Genomic DNA, 18,963 nt, shown 5'->3' on the forward strand with positions numbered 1-18,963 from the left:
GCATGGGGCATGTTTATGAAAATCACAGGTACAATTGAGTTCTCTGACCCGAAGTCAAGAAAGTCTGCAGCCAGAATCCTGAAAGCCCTTTCCCCGGACAACCTGAGGAGTATGGAAAGTGAAATCAGTGATGAAAGAGTTGCTGTGTGGTTTCATTCCAAAAAAATTGGCTCTCTTCTTGCAACCGTTGACGATTTTCTTATGAATGTGAAAATAGGAGAGGGAGTTGAACAGACTCTGGAGAACGAAAAATAAGAAGGGAAAAGTAAAAATTAAGAAATGAAATTAAGAAATGAAATTAAGAAATGAAATTAAGAAAAGAAACGGGAAATCTGGATTCTCTTTCCCGGTTGTTGTTAAACTGTTTTTTAATTTGCATGTCCTTCATACCAGAGCTTTATAAGTTTCTCGAGCCTTTCACTCGTTAGTTCTACTTCTGTAGCAGGGACCGGAAGACTGTTTTTATAGACATGTATTGCTTCCTGGAGTTCTTCTGTACTTATATTTTTTCCTCCCTGAGAGGTCGAATTGTCCCAGGGGTTCCAGTCACGGACTGTCCAGTTCCAGGTGCGTATAGCCGTTTCACTCCCTGTTAAGGCCCTTGAGGTAACGTTATAAATTCCGGGAGAGGAAGCACCGGAATAGGAACTGCTTTTAACACCGGATTCAGAATGCTTTACCACTCCGTTAAGGTACCAGGTTACAGTGCTGGCATGGTTTGTGCTGATACTGAACTCCTGCTCCTCCCCTTCATAGGTCGTGATATTTTCCCCTGGGTTTGCAGAGAGAATAGTGAGTGGAGTCACTGTTATGTAATTGCTCTTTGTCTCTGAGTCAGGCCCGTTCCTGTTGCTTATATTCAGTGAGACAGTATAATTTCCGTAGGAGCTATAGGTGTAGACCGGGTTCTTGGCTGTTGAGTCCACAATTCCGTCTCCATTCAGATCCCATTCCCAGGAAAAGGCACTCTGCGAGAGATCGGTAAACTGGACTGTAAGAGGAGAAACCCAGCTGGTGATATTTGAAGAAAAGTCAGTATCAGGGAGGTCATTAACAGTAGTGAAAGCTTTTATGCAGAGGTTTGCTTCTGAACATCCAGCCTCTGATGTCAGGTCTTTCCAGTTGACTCCATCCGAACTTAGATAGCTCTCTCCGGAATTAGCCTGTGCCTTGCTGCTATAACCGAAAAATGGCTGCTCAATTGCAAGAGGGTACAGGAAGAAAGGATTGCTGAACTTTATAACCACTGAAAATTTCTCTCCGGAAGTCAGGTTTACTGGTGAATTCAGCAGGTGAGTATGGTAGCCAGGCAATGAGCATGTTCCGTTTTCTTTTACAACAAAATTCCTTTCCTGGTTAAGAGGGCCATTAGTCGGGTTTTTGTAAACATATATCTCATAAGCCGTATCAAGATCTGTGGTATAGAATCCTATAGCTTCAAGTTTTTCGTTTCCTCTCGAAGAAAATACATTGCCGCCCCAGGCAGTTAAATATCCAGAGTCAGGGTATCCAAAAGAGGTTATCCATCCGAGTGGGTCATACTGGTAAATGCAGTCAAAGTTGTCCTTCTCTGCAGCAGTAAACACGGCGTTTTCTTTGTATGCGAGCCTGGTGTCATAGTAAGAAATATAGAAGTATCCTTCTTCTCCCCAGGCTTCTCCCCAGGTGTTCTTTATAATAAAAGCTCCGTCCCCGGGGGGTACCTGTTTGAACATGTTCCTATCAAAAGAATCGTTCCAGCCTACGATAGTTATTGCGTGATTGGCATTACTTGAATCTGTGCATATATAGGTACAGTTATTCTTCTGGTAATAAAACGAGCTCCAGTACATTGTGGAGTACACAGCTCCGTAATCCATAAGAGCTTCTTTGATCACCTCATTGTCCAGGGGTCCAGTTCTCCCGGGAAGTATAAGCACTTCCTGGACATGTTTTTGCACAGGAAGTCCTGTCGGAGAGTAGGTAGAAGTTTCGCTAAAAGGGTCTTCGGAGTAGTTTACAGGCCCGGACCAGCGGGCAAGATATGCCATGGACATGAAGGCATTCCCACCGTCATTGACAGTAAGGTCAAAACCGTCTGAATAATATTTTGTAACTAAATTTTTCATGTTATTTTCGGAAAAATCTCGATATTCTCCTTCTGTCCCCAGGATATAAGATTCAAGGGATTCAAGGCTCGAAAAAGCCCAACAACTTCCGGTCTGTCCCTGGTCCTTCACATAGGTGACCTGTCCTTCCTCACGCAGGTCATAGGTTTCAGGGAGTTCCGAACCTGATGCCCTGAACAATAGCCTTTCCGCAGGCTTTGAGAGCCCCGATAGGCTTACCGGAGAAGGAGTATATCCAGTGCCTGAAATGCCCCTGCCGTCAGAAGGTGAGAAGGAACCAGCTGGATCTGATCGTTCAAGATCCAGAAACTCGGGGTTCAGAGGAGCCGTTTCAATCATAGGTTCTGAAAGAGATGTATTTTTAGGGGACGGCTCGAAGTTTTCGGTACTTCCGGCAGCAAAACTCGGGCTGCCGGAAAAACACGAAAATAAGATTGTAAGTGCAAGCAGGAGAGAATTTATTTTTTTCAAGAATTTCGGCCTCGGATAGTATCGATTTTTAGATAACTGGCTGAGATAGTACGGAGTGACTTGTACAGAGGGCTTTTTCGAGATTCAAATCTCTGGACTATATACAAATCATAAGTGGATCTTCATCAATCATCAGTATAATTAATATTCCCCAGTAAATTTCTTTTGAATAAGTATTAGTACTGTTAATTTATTAAATTTATGTACAAGTTCTTTTCTAACAGCATATATTTTTTACAAAAAGTAATTAAGTTTTTTTTTGTATTAAATAGCCTCTAAATATGAATATATTTTCGAAAAATAGGTTTTAATAGCCTGATATTTCCTTTTTGTTCAAAATAGATAAATTGGTATGAATGCAAAAATATATATATAGTAAAATTAGATTTTTTTTAACATATTTTATTCTTGGAAAACTATCTTTTCATTATAAGGGGCAAAAATAAGTTAATTTGTAGATACTGTTGTGGTCTTTCTTCTGATTATTTAATGTTTAACAAGGATCTGTTCTAATGAGTGTTTCCAATAGAAAGAGACATTAAGTTTGCCTTCCCATACTCTTATAAGGCATACTTACAGGGGGGAGAAAGCCTGCTTTCGGAAACACTTGCAGACCTTGAGAATACCAGCCAGGAAGACCTTGATAAGGAAATCCTGAGAGCCGCAATGATCGCAGAACTGGATGCTATAAACATCTATGAACAGATGGCAAACCTGACAAAAAACGAGGAGATCCGTACAATTCTCCTTGACATCGCCAGGGAGGAAAAGGTTCATGTAGCCATGTTTGAGACCGTGCTCCTTCAGACTGATGAGGAGTTTTTAAAGATTTATGCAGATTATGCACTTGCCAGAAGATAAATGAAAAATAGTTAGAGACCTTTTTTAACTTTATATGGCTTTTTTAACTTTATATGAATTTTCTTCATAGATTTTCAGGTATCTTTTTCGCAAGCCTCTTTTTTAAGCTTTACCACATAATCATTTATACCCGACACCGCCATATTTTCTATTGATCTTCCATGCTTGAGGAATATGCGAAGAAGAGAGATTTTAAAAAGACCTCCGAACCTCCAGTTAATGAGTTAGAAAAAAGTTCCGGTAAACCTATTTTTGTGGTCCAGCGCCATGATGCAACCAACCTTCATTATGATTTTCGCTTGGAGATGGACGGAGTCCTGAAAAGCTGGGCAGTCCCTAAGGAGCCGCCTAAAAAAGCCGGCATCAGGAGGCTTGCCATCCAGACTGAAGACCACCCACTCGAATACGCCGATTTTGAGGGAAAAATCCCAGAAGGAGAGTACGGAGCCGGTAAGGTTGAAATCTGGGATAAAGGTACTTTTGAGCTTTTGAAGCGTAACGAGAAAGAAATTACTGTCACACTTGAGGGGGAAGGGCTGAAAGGGGTTTATGTGCTGATAAGGACAAACTACGGTAAAAAGGGTAAAGGGTGGCTTTTTTTTAAGAAAAAAGCCGATTGAAAAGTTATTGGAACTCAACTGATTAATATAATTTGTAGTTAACCGATAAAGATTATTGATAGTAAATTTAAAAGTAACTTAAGGGCAGCTTGATCAGGGTAAATAGACACGATGAAATTTCTGACGCAGGGGTTTACAGGCTCATACCTTAGACTCAAACTGGGCTTCTTAAACAGATGCAGGAGTGATAATATGGGGAAAGTTACGGAAGAGAGGGTGAAAGTAAGAATTATTGAGACTGCAGGAAGCAGTTGCTGTGTTGCAGCCTGTGATGGACAAAAAGTGCATGACAGGATTGCAGACGATTTCCACAAAAACAGGAAGGTTGATCTCTCTTTTGCAGAGACTAACGAAATTACACCTGCCTTTCTGAACGCAGCTGTGGGGCAACTTTACGGAACTTTTCCGGCTGAACTGATTGAGAAAAACCTTTCTTTTACGGACCTTGACCCTGAAGATGAGGCTTCCATAAAGAGAGTCATGGAGAGAGCAAAAGGCTATTTTGAACATGCATATTCCTGCAGAAAGGCTCTCAGGGATGTGATCGGAGGCGAAGATGCATAAGAGTATCCACCGCGCAACAGTTTATCCTTTAAGGCGCAGTGTGAAACTTCGTCCTGGAAAAACCCTGCCTGTAAAGCCGAGCCCTGCTCCTATCCATTCCACAGCGACGTATGATTTTCCTGCCGAACAGAATTATTTTTTTGACACCAATATCTGGCTCTATATTTACGGTCCTATAGGCTGGCCTGACCAGAGGTCTGCCATATATTCCAGAATGTTAAGAGAAATCCGGGAATCAAACGGCACTATCTATATAAACTGCATGATTATCTCGGAATTTATTAATGCCTTCTCAAGAATCGAGTTCAAACAGCAGACAGATTATTCAAGGTTCAAGGATTTCAGAAACTCATTAAGCTTTCGTCCCATTGCTGTAGATATCGCCTCAAACGTTAAAAAAATCCTCAGAAATACCCTTGCCTGCGACCCCGATTTAAAAGTTATAGACCTGCCTGAAATCATGCGTTTCTTTGAGCAGGGAAAGTACGACTTTAATGACCTTCTCTTTGCAGAAATCTGCCGCGAAAAAGGCCTGGTCTTTGTAACCCACGACAAGGACTTCAGCGACATGGGTGTTGAGATCCTGACCGCAAACGAGAAGCTGTTTCATCACAGGTGAGCAGGAAATAATATCTGATTTAAAGAATGTGAGGAGAGTAATCCATTAGATTCATGGGTTTCCCATGTTTAGTTTTACAGTCAGCACATTCCTATTCTCTATTTTTTAAGATGAGCTTAGAGTTATGGAATCCATAAACATTATCAATTTTAGGAGATATTTCAAAGCACAGATCTTCTGCAGTTTAACTGAAAAACCAGTGGCAATAGACATAGAGCATCCAATATTATATTTGGTGAGTCGCTGGTTGCGGTAAGTTTCCGGAACTTCAACGTATCAGCCTGAAAAATCATGTCGTGGTTAAGCGGGATGACGTAGACACAGTCAGGCTGGACGACCATTCCGTCTTTGACCTCATAAACCGGCATCCGTGTATAGCATCCTGTCAGGTTGCGAGAATGCTCTTGTGTTTAGGGGTCAGGTGCTGCACCAGGATAAACGCCATGCTGCGGGATTGGTGTCGTTGGGAATAGCTGGAAATATATTTTCGAGCGCAGCCGGCCCACCAGCAGATGCGTCTCTACCAGGTAATATCACCGGTGGGTTTTGCTACAAATTTCAAACTGGCACACACCGCAGCAAGCTGCGGGGTATTAGACTGAAAAAATAGTTGAGTAAGAGGGATTTAAATCCTCTCTTACTTTAAAAATTTATTAACAAAAGGTATGTAACTAAGCCAGAACTTTCTGGTTTTCGTTTCTGGTTTTTCCACAGGTTTTTCCAGCTTCTTTTTAGTACTCTGCGAGGTTTTCTGGTTGTTCTGCGGCTTCTGAACATCCTGTGGGTTTTTCGGGTGATCCTGAGGATTTTTTGGTTTTTCCGCGGGCTTTTCCTCTGGAGTTTCCGTCTTTTCCTATTTGCTTTCCGGAAGCTTCAGAAGCACTTTCATGTCTTCTTCGATTGTAGTGTTAGGCCTGATGTTGAAGTTTTCTACCAGCACTTTGAGGACGTTCGGAGAGACAAAGGCCGGAAGCGTCGGACCCAGGGTGATGTTCTCTATGCCGAGGCTCAGGAGGGCAAGCAGGACAAGCACTGCTTTTTGTTCGTACCAGGCTATGTTGTAGGAAACAGGCAGATCGTTTATGTCCTCAAGCCCGAAGGCTTCTGCAAGCTTCTGGGCTATTACCACGAGCGAGTAACAGTCATTGCACTGCCCGGCATCGATAACTCTCGGGATTCCTCCAATGTCGCCAAGGTCGAGTTTGTTGTACCGGTATTTGGCACAACCAGCGGTCAGGATGACAGTGTCTTTTGGAAGAGCTTTTGCAAAATCTGTGTAGTAGGCTCTTTCTTTGTGCCTGCCGTCGCAGCCTGCTATGACCATGAACCTGCTGATCTTTCCGGTTTTTACTGCGTCTATGATTTTATCCGCAACAGCGAGGGTTGCTTCGTGAGCAAAACCTCCGACAATTGTCCCGCTTTCCAGTTGTTCAGGGGGTTTGCTCGTTTTTGCCTGTTCGATGAGGGCGGAGAAGTCCTTTTTGCCGTCTTCTTTTTCATCTATGTGGGGGAGTCCTTCAAAGCTCACAACCCCTGTAGTGTAGATCCGGTTTCTGTATGAATCCCTGGGGGAAACGATACAGTTGGTCGTCATGAGGATCGAGCCGTTGAACTTTTCAAACTCTTCGTTCTGTTTCCACCAGGCATTCCCGTAGTTACCTGCGAAGTTGCCGTATTTCTTGAAGACAGGATATGAATTTGCAGGCAGCATCTCTCCATGAGTGTAGACATCGATTCCTGTACCCTTTGTTTGCTCAAGGAGCTGTTCCAGGTCCCACAGGTCATGCCCACTGATAAGGATGCCTGGGCTGTCTCTCACACCTATATTAACTGCAGTAGGCTCGGGATTCCCGTAAGTTTCGGTATTTGCTTTGTCAAGCAGGGCGAGGGTTGAGACGCCTTTCTGCCCGCATTCCAGAACAAGACCGATGAGAGCCTCCACTCCCACACTGTCGTCTGTTGTAGAAACCAGTCCCTTTTCCGGAAAGTGCTTCTTCACATTGATTACAGAACATATTTGATTTCACCTCAAATCTATTTACACAGTTAATTTCCTATTTTCCCTTTCTTTTCAATGTTTTCTGTAGTTTTATGATACTTTTTGCCGCTCTTAAACGCAATATCTTTTTAATACTACTATTATTATGATACCAGTTTCTATATGGTACCAAATCATATATAGCAAACAGTTTCAAAGCCGATACCTGAATGTCAACCCATTGTTAACGAAAACATTTATCACTAAGTAAACATTCTCTTTCGCTATCATTTTGAGTTTATTTTACGGTTGACAATAAGACCGGTAAACAATTGGTCCGCTGGCCAGCAAGAAGAAGGGAAAATCTAAAAATTTACCCTGTCAAGCAGTGAGGGTTCAATTTCATGAGCATGAAAACTACTTATCCGAAAGTTATGTGCACCCAGCACCCGGACTCTGCGTCAAGGTATATCTCTACGCAGGAAGAGCCAGGGGAAGCTATTGAAGCTGCGGTGGTATTCGGCTGTGACGAATATATGCCGGATTATGAGGGAAAGGCAACTCCCTATCATCAGAATGTCCAGATCGTATCCAAATTAATAGAAGAAACAGACCTTGTGCCCGGAAAAGATGTTTTTATCACGCCGAGGGCTCCAAGTGCGGTTCAGGAAAACCGGTTCAGGCAGCTTATGGTCATGATGTCCATTGCCGAAGCCAACCACGGGGCTCTTGAATACTCTGATGTACAGGCAATCAATGAATTCGTACACCCCATGACAGGCACGGTAAAGGAAATCCTTGATGCCCAGCAGCATATGGTGGACGTAAGCGAGCTTGCAAAAAAAGAGTTCGGGTTTGCGATGGAGGTCCCTCACATAATCCCTCTTATAGAGGACGCTCCTGCGCTGCTGCATGCAAAGGAACTTGCCGAAAATACACTTTTTGCCTGGAAAGAACGTTTTGGGACAGCCCCTGAAAAATTCAGGGTTTTCCTGGGCAAATCCGACTCTGCCCTCTCTTTCGGGCATGTGGCAAGCACCCTTTCATGCAAATACGCCATAAACGGAATTTCCGAACTTGACTCCGAACTCGATACCGAAACAGGCATAATCTTCGGAGCCGGGACTCTGCCTTTCAGAGGGCACCTGGACCTTAAAAATGCGGAAAACTTCTTCAGGGAATACAGGGGCATAGAAACAATCACCCTGCAGTCAGCTGTCAGGTACAGCCATGGGAAAGGGGATGCTGAAGCCCTGGTAAACCTTGCAAAGGAGAAGCTGCCCGAAACCCCCGAGCCCTTTTCCGGCAAAGAAAAGGAAGAGTTTGTAAACCTTATAGGGATTTTCGGTGCAAGGTACAGTCGCATTATCCGTGAACTGTCCTCTACCATAAACCAGCTTGCCGGCCTCCTCCCCCAGCAGCGGGACCGCCTGATGCACAGGGGAAGCGGCGGTTATTCAAGAAGCGCCCCCGATATTTCAGGCATAGTAAGCCTCTGCCGCAGCGACATCGGAAAAGAGCTAAATGCCAGCATGCCTGCAGAAGCCCTGCACCTCCCGCGGGCTATCAAATTTACCGGCGCCCTCTATTCAATAGGCCTGCCTCCGGAGTTCATAGGTACCGGTACTGCTCTCAAAGAAGCACGGGAAAAACTTGGCGATGAGGCCTGTGAAAAGCTGCTTACTAAATATTTCCCCTCCCTTGCGAGTGACCTGAGTTTCGCATCCGGCTACCTGGACCTCAATGTAGCTTCCCGTTTCCTTTCCGGAGCATGCTTTAAGGAAGTCCGTAAAGACATCGAGGTTTTGCGAGATACCTTCAGCCTTGAAACCAGGCCCGAACCTTCATACCGCATCCTGCTTGAGATGATGCAGCCTGACCTCCTGCAGGCGGGTACGGCAGGGAGCTGCATGGATGAGGAAGTCTCGCAGCTTGTGTGCTCGACCCTTACCAAAATGGGGAAAATAAGAAGGGCTCTGGGTTGAGGGCAAAACTTTCCTTAACCCCCGAAACTGCTTTTCAATTCACAGGTAAATATAATTGCCTCCGCCAGCTTGTCTGGCGGTTTTTCAAAAAAGAGAGAAATAAAAAAGAGGTTTAAGAAAGAGTGTTTTTCAAATAGAATTCACTTTTGTTTGGTTTACTCACTACCGTTTTTTCGGTCTCTTTGACCTGTTTGGTTCTCGTTTCTTACTTCCAAGTTTATTAGCAGCTTTTACTTTTTTGCTTTTTTCTTCTTCTTTATCGGAAAGACTGCTCTCCTGCGTCGAGTGTGACAAACACGACATAATAAGGCGAATGACGTGGTACGGGTCAGATATATAATCTAGTATCGTGACAATTTAATTATGACACATAATGTTTTGACAGCTTCTCATCAGCATTCTTCTTCGTAAACTTCCAGTTTATTTTCTTTTTATTCTTATTCCTTCTTTGCATCCATGCATCTACTTCTTTGCTAAGTGTTTTTATGTCAGGTATTCGCCTTTTTGTACATTGTGTATCCATCACATTAATCTCTATTTCTGCAGCATTTAGCCAACTCGCATGCTTTGGTGTGTAATGGAACTCTATTTTTTCCAGTATCTTTTTTGCTTCTTCTTCGCTAAATGTCTCATAGAATGATTTTTCTTTGTGGATATTTAGATTATCCGTAACCAGTCTGATGACTTCAGCTTTTGAATATTCTTCGATAACAAGATCTTTCATAAATTGTGCAAAATCTATCATTGTTCTTCTTTCAGTAACTTGAGTTATCCTTTTTCCCGCTTTGAATTCCACAGCCATAAATATGTTTGCTGTTCCATTCCTTATATACTCATAATCATACTTCTCTGGACTTCCAGGCTTCATTAGAATTGGTGTTATCTTATCTTCGATAAGTTGTTTTGGTTTCTCATCGAGACAGACAATAGGTCTTTTCGGGTCGTAATCTTCTTCGTATAGGTCAAGAACATCGTACATCCTCTTTCTGTATTCGGAATCAATTGTCTTAATGCACCACATCTTTTTCAGTCAGGGCTTAATTTTGCTTTTTTTCAAAATAAGTCTGATACTTGACACAATTCCATAATCTAGTGATTTCTCTTATTGTTCCTCCCTTAAACCTACAATTTTCTCTGCTACTACCTGAAAAAGCTGCAATAATCTTGAGAAACAAATTCTTTGGCAAGAATGCCAAAGAATCAGTTTATTCATTTGATATTTTTTCTGACTTTTTCAACTAAAATCGATACGCTCCGCTATTCCCTTAAGTAAAATTTAGATAAAAATAACTCACTACAGCTTAAATGGAGTAAATAATCTGAACAACTCCATGAGTGATTTTTCTGGTTTCTGGAGTAGATTCGCTCTTTTCATTTCAGCAAGTTTTATCTGATTCTCAATTCCCTTGTTGGTTCTGAACTGCTTCTTGCTATCAGTTTTTAGACTTTTTGAATAATAACTTTCAATAGGGTTATTTGTCGCTGGAGCTCCAGGAAGATAATGAAACAAAGTAAGATTAAACCAGTGTTTATTGATCATCCACAATCGTTTTTGAATCACTTCGTCATATGTTCTTATTTGTTCCATTAATTTGTCAAAGTTGTTTTTTGACTTTTCAATACTGTGAAGTGGAAGATTCTCCTTATTTCGTCTTCTTCCAAGCTTTAATTCTTGCCTAAATTGACTAAATTCTATTTTTGCCCTTTTAATCCATTCTTTATGTCTTTTTTCATTATTAATCACCTTAAGTTCCTCAGATAGGAGCCTTTCCAGGAATTTAATCTCATTTTCACGATTGTAAAATATGTTCAATAATCTATATTTCAATAATTCCTGTTCAATTGTTATTTTCCTTGGAAAATCATTAATATAAGCTTGTTCAGGTGCATCAAGCAATATTGGTGCACTAAATTATTCCCAAAAACTTCCTTTAAGATTTCAGGATACTTATTATCAAAATCTGTAACTATAAACACAGACTCTGATGTATCGAGATTTTTTTGTAGAAATTTTTTAATGGTATCTGAACTCTTGTCATCAAAAAGTTCATCTGCTAACGGCCTTTGGGTTTTAGCATCCAGTATGGTTAAACGGTATTTCTGGCAACGTCCTTCTTTTGGGTGTTGTTCATCATAATGCACTATGCGTATATTTTCAGATTTTGGAACATTTTCTTGTTCCATTTCTTTGTTGAATGCTCTTAAAATAGTGCTTCTTGATCTTGGATATATGAAATCCATTATAGCAGAAATTCCATCATATGAAACGTTATGGTATCTGAGTACTTGGAAAAAATTATTGAATGAATCAAAAAGTAAAGTCTTCATATCTTCCCAAAAACTATGATTTTCTTCCTGTGTACTACGGCAATTTGAACATTTATATCGACCAATATTGGTTCCTCCAAGACCCTGTTTAGTGTATGAATTATAGCCATTATGAACCATAGGAGTACCGCATATGGGACATGCTGGAGGAATTTTTCTACGAAAAATTCCTCGTGTAGTATATTCATAATCGTTTCCAAAATGAGCAAAAAGGTCTAAAAGAACCGGTAGTTCAGAAAAGTTATTAAGAGTAAGATTTATAGTTACCATTGTTTGTGCCGTAACATCATTACATAATTATAAAATTATAAATTTTATGTAGTGATGTTACACTTACTTTTATCACTAGATTTTGGAACTGAGTCATAACTACCATTAGTTTTATTCTTCTGTAATTTTGCCATAATTTCGGCGAGATCCTCTCTCATATAAATAGCTGACTGATTAGCTTGTTAGCTAGTCAATAAGTAACAAGCCAGAGTCTAAAAGGGTCGCAGGCTCGTTTATAGAGTTGCAGTTTCCGAGAATAGTTTTAACTTCGGGTTTAGTAGTTCCTTCAAATTTCATAAGTAAGCTACTTACTTGCAATTCTTGAAATGACGTTTCTGTATCAACTGACATTTCCGATTCAACGTGTGTTGGTGTAAATAGTACCAAAGATACAACGAAAATCAAAAATATAATAAAAAAAATAATAAATTATATTTTATAAATTGATTTCTTCGTCATGAGAAAACTCATCCTTATAATAATCTGGTTTGGGTTAATTGATCTTTAGGACTTATGCATCATATATTCTGCACATCTTTTTCGATTACAGTTAGAATGTCACTATAGTTTAAATTATAATTCATATAGTTATAGTCCCTTTCGATATAAATCTCAGTGTCATTAATTTAGATCTAAAAATAAGCAAAATTGCAATATTTGAAAAAGTATTGCAATTTTGCGCTAAAAGCTTTCAGTAACTCTACTTAAAAATCCAATACTTCTACTTCATAACCGTCTTTTTGCAATCATTTAATTAATTATCTATCCATCCACCACTGGTCTGTCCAAATCTATTACACGTTATATAAACTTTGATATATTTATCCTGTACCGCGAAGTAGTTACCAGCGATTGTATATCCCCAACTGTAGCGCCCGCTACAATAAACTTCTGCAAGAGTACTAGAAATTGCTTGCCCACCTTCTTGCCAGTTAGAAACCTGCCAAGGATTGAAAATAATATGTTTTTGATACCACGAATCTACATGGTGAGGCTCTACAGAATTAAAGTCATACCCAAAATACCCTTGTGTGTATACAGTAAATACTTTCGAGCCAAGATAATTATACCAACTCACGGAATATGTTTTTGTATCAGTATAAGACATACTAGTGCTTCGATTCTGAATTATATGCATAAATCATTATATTAGTAAGACTATAAATGTACTTATGCCTCGCATAAGTCTTCGTCCCAAATTATCATTTACTCAACAAGAGTTAGACTATCTGACCAAGTTAAGTCGTTCTAGAAATCAAACTGCAAGCATTGTTGAAAGATCCAAGATTGTACTTTTGAGCTATCAGGGAAAAAACGATACTGAGATCTCCAGAGATTTGAAAGTAGATTACAAAACTGTGAGAGAATGGATAAAAAGAGTTTTGGATCTTGGAGTTAAAGAAGGCTTGGTAGATAAATCAAGAAGTGGAAGACCTCAAGATATTAGTGCTGAATCACGAGCTTGGGTAGTCTCACTTGCTTGTATGAAACCAAAAGATCTTGGTTATCCTCATGAAATATGGACTCAGAGGCTCCTTGTTGAATATATCAGGGAGAATTGTATCAAAGAGAAACATCCTGATTTATCGAAGATAAATCAGGGGACAATTTCAAAGATTCTCAATGCAAGCAAAATAAAACCACATAAGATTAGCTGTTACATTGCTAAAGTTGATCCCGATTTTGATCAAAAAGCAGCCAATGTCCTGAATACATATAGAGAGGCTAAAAGACTAAATGAAAAAAAAGAAAAAAAGAAGAAATTAAAACTGTGATTATTTCTTACGATGAAAAACCAGGTATTCAGGCAATCGGAAATGCTTATCCAGATCTTATGCCAGTAGAAGGGCATTATTCTACAATAGCAAGAGATTATGAGTATAAAAGATATGGGACTCTTTCACTATTAGCTGGAATTGACTTGATATCTGGGATAATTTATTATAAAGTATTTGAACAGCATAGAAGCTGCGAATTCGTTGAATATCTCAAAGGACTTGAGTCAACATACTTAGAAGAAAAAATCATAATTATACCCTTAGTTTGACAGTATAAATTAAAGTTAGTGAGAAGCTTCGATTTTTTGTCAAAAATCAATTGACAGTATTCATAAATTTCATCAAATTGCCTCTGATTTTCCAGCTACACAATCACTATAAGGTAAATTAGTAGAGATTTTTGTCCTATTTTGGCACTTTTGGCACCTGACTTTTTGGATAGTATCTATATTTTATCTGAGATTCATGCTATCTGTCAAATCCTATACCAAAAATTTGATCAAAAATTATGAAAATAGCCATCAAGAGAAAGAGAATCATCTGTCAAATTGAATCGTAAAAAATGGGCAAAAATTTGTTGAAATAATATTACTTATTATTCCAACAGATATGAAAACAATCTTTCAACATAAAAATCAAACTGTCAAACTCAGGTTATACTGGATAATCTAAAAATTCATACATCAGAAGAAACTCGGGAATACCTGGCGACGGTTCCTGATAAATTTGAATTTGTTTTCACACCCAAACATGCTTCGTGGCTGAATATCATCGAAAGTTTTTTCAGTAAAATGGTGAGGAGCGTGTTGAGAGGAATAAGAGTAGACTCAATGAATGAATTAAAAGAAAGAATTAGTCAATATATAAACCAGATTAACGAAAAGCAAGTTCTATTTACGTGGAGATATAAAATGGAAGAAATGGATGAAATGCCTGGTGGAATCACAGTCTAAAATGGTGTTAATTAGGAATCGATGCACTAGATTTTGGAACTGAGTCTGATACTTTCTTTGTTTATTGTTTCAAAGCCTTCTTTTTTTCTTAATTCCTCACAGAGTAGTGAAAGTGACCATCTTTTTCTTCCTTCAGGAGGTTTTGTACATGCTTGAGCTATTATTTCGGCAACGTGCCTTTCACTATATTTTTCAGGTTGACCTGATCTTGGTTTATCTACCAAAGCACTTTGTAGACCTTCTTCAAGATATCTTTTCCTTATCCTTAAAGCAGTGCTTCTCCCAACACCTAATACTTTAGCGATCTCAGTGTCTCCTTTTCCCTGATTTGCCAGTAGTAGAATACGTGCTCTGGTAAGAGATCTTGCATTTTTCTTTCCTTTTCTTATAAAGTTTCTAAGGAATATAACTTTATTATCTCTAAGATTAATATTTAACATAAGATATAATATAGAATTCAAAGTATATAAATGATTCATAACTATATTGTCACGATACTAGTCCTCTTGAGCGCAGCTCACTGCGATAAACTATAAATGAGTTTTCTTGAGCGAGCGAAGCTCACTACTATAACCCATAAATAAGTCCTCTTGAGCGCAGCGAAAAGGACCGCGTACTCCCGAGGCGCAACTCGGGTGGCGCAACTCGGGTGGCGCGACTCGGGCGCTCAGACCCCCTTAAAGTAATGCCCTGTCGTATATTCAATCCCTCTTATAGGTTTCAGTTTTGCCTCTTTTCCTGCAAGTGCCTCTTTATATGCCCCTACGATCTCTTCTATCTCGGCAGTAGTGTTGAACGAAAGGTCAAGCCTGAGTACGTCCACACCGTACCCTTTCATTTTCGGAACGTATTTTAGCATGTCAAGCACCTTTGAATTATAGATCAGGGTCCGGGTGCCAAGGCGCTGGACGGGAAATTCGGAGCCGGCATGGTCAACAAGGAGCACTTCGCTATCTTCTCTTACGATTTTCCGGTCAACGAGGGGCTTTAAGAGATCATTTTCCGTAATGAGCATCAGTTCACTGCCGTAAACTAATATTTCGGTCTGGCCTGAATCTCCACATGCCTGGAGAGTTTCACAGACATGTTTTATTTCGCTCAGGTTCAATTCGCTTGAAAGGGTTGCCCTGTATGCTCCCGCCTGGTAGAAAGTGCTCGCAGTAAAAGCATTGAAGATATTGAAGTCCTTCTGGGCGACAAAAGGTATGGAAAGCTCTTTTGCAAGCTGTGCGGTTCCCAGGCTGGAACATGCCACACTGAAGCCGGCATCCCTTATTTTTTCCAGCAGGGGTTTTAGTTCAGTCAGTTCGCTGTCATGGGTTATCCGGGGTATCCTGAAAACGAGTTCAATCCTTTCTGCTTTCAGGTCCTCAAACTTCTCCACGTTTTTAGGAGACATCAGCTCTTCGAACAGTGATACCGGGATGTAGGCGATATCTGCTCCAGCTTCAGCTGCCTGTAAGAGATAAGGAATTCCCTGCACTTCAACGCTCAGGAGAAGTTTATTTGAAGCTGTATCCTTTGATCTGGTCCTGCTCATGCTGCCTTCATTCTTGCTGCCTTCATTATTATTTTCATCTTTGATTTCTACAGCGCACAGGCGATTGAAATCTGCCAGATCAGGGTGTTTTTGCTCTCTTTTATACCCCTCAAGAGTCTTTTCCAGCAGGAGCCCTGCAGCCTTTCGTCTTGCATTTTTCAGCACGCCGACAGGGATGAAGATATTTTCGTCAGCTTCTATCTCAATGGAGACGGCTTCGAAAGGAGTGTCTCCAAGGCTTTCCATTGCCTTTTTTATCTGCTCTTCAGTGGTTGGGACTTTTTCGGCTTCCTGAACGATATAACCATCTACAAACTCTGCATACGCGGGTTCTTCTGTTCTGCTGCTTTTTCCATTTTCTGCGCGTTTTCCATTTTCTGCTCTGATCTCAACCTTAAACTGCTCTCCTTTCCGGGCTTTTGCCTTCAGGCTTACGGGGAGGGCTTTCAGTTTTGTTTTCTGAAGGGTATCAAGGAGCTGCGTGTCTGTTGTGAGATAGAGTTCATTCCCTCTCTGGACGGCTCTGCCTGTCTTTGAGCTGATCTCAAGCCCGACTTTTTCGCCTTTTTTTGCGCTTTTTACGTGCTCGCCTGTAATTGTTATAATGCCTGTTACCGCAGAACCGAGCATCTTTTCCCGCGTGAAGATGCTTATGCCGTCTTTTATCTGGATGTCTTCTTCAAGCCGGACTGTTAGTTTTGTGTTCCCTTTTGAACGGGAGAGGTCCAGGACTTTTCCGAGGAAGGCTCCGTAGTTTGAACTGTATTTGGGGTGAGACACGCCTTTTTCCCCGAGGATAAAGCCCCGTGTAAAGCCCCTGTAAAAAAGTTTTGCAAGCTCGGCCTCTCTAGCTTCAAGCTCTTCCTTTGTCGGGTTTTCTCCGGCCTTGCAGATGCCTTCGACTGCAGCTTTGTAGGCAGCGGTACTTGCAGTCACATACTCGGGCTTTTTCATCCGACCTTCGATTTTTAGGCTTATGACCCCGGTTTTTATTATATCCTCAAGCCCTGTGAGTGTGGAGAGCTCGGCACAGCTTATTGGGTAACTGCCCCCGATGTGCCTTTCGTCAATTTCCCTGCCGTTTACCAAAAAGTTATATCTGCGCCTGCAGGGCTGGGCACAGGCTCCACGATTTGCACTCCGGTCGTGAAGAAAACTGCTGAAAAGGCATTTCCCTGAGTAGGAATAGCAGAGGGCTCCATGTACGAAGACCTCAATGCCCACTTTTGAGTGGTCCACAATATCCTTTACCTCGTCTGTGGTAAGTTCCCTGGAAACGATCACTCTATTTGCTCCAAGGTCTGTTGCAAAATCCACTCCCTCTTTATTGTGGATAGTCATCTGCGTGCTTGAGTGAAGGTCTAGGTCAGGATAGATCTCTTTCAAAAGCCTGAGAAGCCCGAGGTCTTGCAGGATAATAGCATCGATTCCGGCTGCGTATGCGCGGTCCACTATTTCAAGGGCGTGCTGCAGTTCTTTTTGCTTGACCGGGATGTTCAGGGCAAGGTAGACAAGGACTCCGTGTGAGTGAGCCAGGTCAACGGCAGTTTTCAGTTCATCAGTGGTGAAGTTTTTGGCTCCCTGGCGGGCATTGAATTCACCGACTCCAAGATAAACGGCATCTGCTCCTCCCTTGATTGCGCCGAGCAGAGCTTCGTTGTCACCTACCGGGGAAAGGATTTCCGGGGGATTGCAAAAATAATTATTGTCAGACATATTTGATCAGGGGTATTTTTCTTCGGGTAACTGTAATTTCTGGTGAATGGAAAATTTCGGTAGCTGAAAAGTATGGTAACTGTAAAAAAGAGCTTACGCAAATCAGTTCAGAGCCGATTTAAAACGTAAAGGTGCTTCTCGCATAAAAAATGGATGGTAAAGTCCGGAATGTTAATAAAAGCTGATCAGTATCTGTTAGCCTGTTTTTATTGCTCCTTATCCTGTTTTTAGTGAGGGTTATCTGATGTGATTCGAGCTTGTTATTTTTATTAATTTATTAATTTATATATTTGGATATATACTAAAACTTATTTAAATAACTAAGCTAGATATACTAACAAATGTTAGTATTATTGGGAAAAGTTTTTTATTTTTGGAAGGTGCTTTTCACAGTTAATGAGGCTATGGATGTAATATTAAGAGCATAATGCAAATAAAGATGTTTAGCGGTTGTTGCCTATGAAAAATATACTTGTTGTGGAAGACAATCCTTTAATTATGGAACTTGTCAGGACTCTGCTGGTTTCATTTGGATATGAGCCAATAGAGGCAGGGGATGGAACTATGGCTATAGTACTTAGTAAAAAAAATAACCCAAACATGATATTATTAGATATACAGTTACCTGGCATCGACGGGACTGAAGTATTAAATATATTAAAAGAAGATTCCGCTACACGTGAGATCCCGATTATTGCCCTGACAGCCCATGCTATGCGAGGGGACGAAGAAAAGTTTTTGAAAGCAGGGTTCAACGGTTACGTTTCCAAGCCCATAGACATTCAGAGGTTCAAGTCGGTTATAGAACAGTTTATCGCATGAAATGGAACAGGGAGCAGGGGAGATTATTTTTGCTTTATGGGAACTGTATTTCTTTACATTCTTTGCCTCTTACTTTGGTATTTTTGAGTCCATCTTTTTACTTGTTGAAGAATACAACCGCCGTGAAATCGGGGGTTTATTCACTCTTTCGGTCTATCTCACCTTTGCTCTCGGGATTTTCTTCCTGCGACGTGGCTGGAATTTGAAAATGCCCTGGCGTTTCAGGAACAGGCAGAAGAGATCCTCAGGGAAAAAGGAGAAAGATACAGGGCCTGGGTCGAGAGTGAAACTGGAAAAAACTCGATTTTTTCATTTGAACTGCCTTTGAAATGCAGGAAAACTCCCGAAAA

Annotated in this window: 12 protein-coding genes and 5 pseudogenes; 10 read left to right on the top strand and 7 right to left on the bottom strand. The window is 40.8% G+C overall.

What is annotated here, in order from left to right; genetic code table 11:
* Positions 1-15 precede the first annotated feature (15 nt).
* On the top strand, positions 16-255 hold the full coding sequence (locus tag MSWH1_RS08325; protein WP_048127674.1) for a KEOPS complex subunit Pcc1: 240 nt from the start codon (positions 16-18) through the stop codon (positions 253-255).
* A gap of 113 nt (positions 256-368) precedes the next feature.
* Here MSWH1_RS08325 and MSWH1_RS08330 read toward each other — a convergent pair whose 3' ends face one another.
* Positions 369-2,579 carry a lectin like domain-containing protein gene (locus MSWH1_RS08330; protein ID WP_048127676.1) on the bottom strand — a complete coding sequence of 737 codons (2,211 nt, stop codon included), beginning with the start codon at positions 2,577-2,579 and terminating at the stop codon, positions 369-371.
* Between the two features lie 591 nt (positions 2,580-3,170).
* Between MSWH1_RS08330 and MSWH1_RS08335 the strand changes: the two genes are divergently transcribed.
* The 4 genes from MSWH1_RS08335 (at position 3,171) to MSWH1_RS08350 (ending at position 5,243) form a co-directional block, all read left to right on the top strand.
* Complete coding sequence (locus MSWH1_RS08335; protein WP_048130328.1) at positions 3,171-3,440, top strand: demethoxyubiquinone hydroxylase family protein; 270 nt, start codon at positions 3,171-3,173, stop codon at positions 3,438-3,440.
* A 161-nt stretch (positions 3,441-3,601) separates the two neighbouring features.
* Positions 3,602-4,060, top strand: a complete 459-nt coding sequence (locus MSWH1_RS08340) for a DNA polymerase ligase N-terminal domain-containing protein (protein WP_048127678.1) — start codon at positions 3,602-3,604, stop codon at positions 4,058-4,060.
* Positions 4,061-4,171: 111 nt separating this feature from the next.
* Positions 4,172-4,624, top strand: a complete 453-nt coding sequence (locus MSWH1_RS08345) for an STAS-like domain-containing protein (protein ID WP_231585364.1) — start codon at positions 4,172-4,174, stop codon at positions 4,622-4,624.
* Positions 4,617-5,243 (top strand): PIN domain-containing protein, encoded by a 627-nt coding sequence (locus MSWH1_RS08350; protein ID WP_048127682.1) that lies wholly within the window; start codon positions 4,617-4,619, stop codon positions 5,241-5,243. Before MSWH1_RS08345 ends, MSWH1_RS08350 begins: the two co-directional genes overlap by 8 nt.
* Positions 5,244-5,404: 161 nt before the next feature.
* Here MSWH1_RS08350 and MSWH1_RS08355 read toward each other — a convergent pair whose 3' ends face one another.
* Both MSWH1_RS08355 and hcp read right to left on the bottom strand, forming a co-directional pair.
* Positions 5,405-5,611, bottom strand: coding sequence for a chemotaxis protein CheB (locus MSWH1_RS08355; RefSeq protein WP_048127684.1), 207 nt, complete (start codon positions 5,609-5,611; stop codon positions 5,405-5,407).
* A gap of 485 nt (positions 5,612-6,096) precedes the next feature.
* A pseudogene (gene hcp / locus MSWH1_RS08360) lies at positions 6,097-7,230 on the bottom strand (hydroxylamine reductase); the annotation flags it as partial.
* 395 nt (positions 7,231-7,625) lie between these two features.
* On the opposite strand from hcp, the gene ppcA reads away from it, so the two are divergent.
* Complete coding sequence (ppcA, locus tag MSWH1_RS08365; protein ID WP_048127687.1) at positions 7,626-9,206, top strand: phosphoenolpyruvate carboxylase; 1,581 nt, start codon at positions 7,626-7,628, stop codon at positions 9,204-9,206.
* A gap of 361 nt (positions 9,207-9,567) precedes the next feature.
* Here ppcA and MSWH1_RS08370 read toward each other — a convergent pair.
* Positions 9,568-10,278 (bottom strand): annotated as a pseudogene (locus tag MSWH1_RS08370) (IS630 family transposase); the annotation flags it as partial.
* Between the two features lie 222 nt (positions 10,279-10,500).
* Positions 10,501-11,804, bottom strand: a pseudogene (locus MSWH1_RS08375) (ISNCY family transposase).
* Between the two features lie 1,172 nt (positions 11,805-12,976).
* On the opposite strand from MSWH1_RS08375, the pseudogene MSWH1_RS20015 reads away from it, so the two are divergent.
* Both MSWH1_RS20015 and MSWH1_RS20525 read left to right on the top strand, forming a co-directional pair.
* Positions 12,977-13,833, top strand: a pseudogene (locus tag MSWH1_RS20015) (IS630 family transposase); the annotation flags it as partial.
* Positions 13,834-14,241: 408 nt separating this feature from the next.
* Positions 14,242-14,535, top strand: coding sequence for a transposase (locus MSWH1_RS20525; RefSeq protein ID WP_255350515.1), 294 nt, complete (start codon positions 14,242-14,244; stop codon positions 14,533-14,535).
* 32 nt (positions 14,536-14,567) lie between these two features.
* On the opposite strand, the pseudogene MSWH1_RS08390 reads toward MSWH1_RS20525, so the two are convergent.
* Both MSWH1_RS08390 and MSWH1_RS08395 read right to left on the bottom strand, forming a co-directional pair.
* Positions 14,568-14,975 (bottom strand): annotated as a pseudogene (locus MSWH1_RS08390) (helix-turn-helix domain-containing protein); the annotation flags it as partial.
* Between the two features lie 227 nt (positions 14,976-15,202).
* A complete protein-coding gene (locus MSWH1_RS08395) occupies positions 15,203-17,791 on the bottom strand; it encodes a DUF3656 domain-containing protein (protein WP_048127691.1) in 2,589 nt (862 codons plus the stop codon).
* Positions 17,792-18,250: 459 nt separating this feature from the next.
* On the opposite strand from MSWH1_RS08395, the gene MSWH1_RS08400 reads away from it, so the two are divergent.
* The gene (locus MSWH1_RS08400; protein ID WP_048127693.1) at positions 18,251-18,613 is read left to right on the top strand and encodes a response regulator; all 363 of its coding nucleotides are present in this window, start codon (positions 18,251-18,253) and stop codon (positions 18,611-18,613) included.
* Between the two features lies 1 nt (position 18,614).
* Positions 18,615-18,941, top strand: a complete 327-nt coding sequence (locus MSWH1_RS20025) for a hypothetical protein (protein ID WP_048127694.1) — start codon at positions 18,615-18,617, stop codon at positions 18,939-18,941.
* Positions 18,942-18,963 lie beyond the last annotated feature (22 nt).

It is taken from the genome of Methanosarcina sp. WH1, assembly GCF_000970005.1.
In the GTDB taxonomy this organism is placed as follows: domain Archaea; phylum Halobacteriota; class Methanosarcinia; order Methanosarcinales; family Methanosarcinaceae; genus Methanosarcina.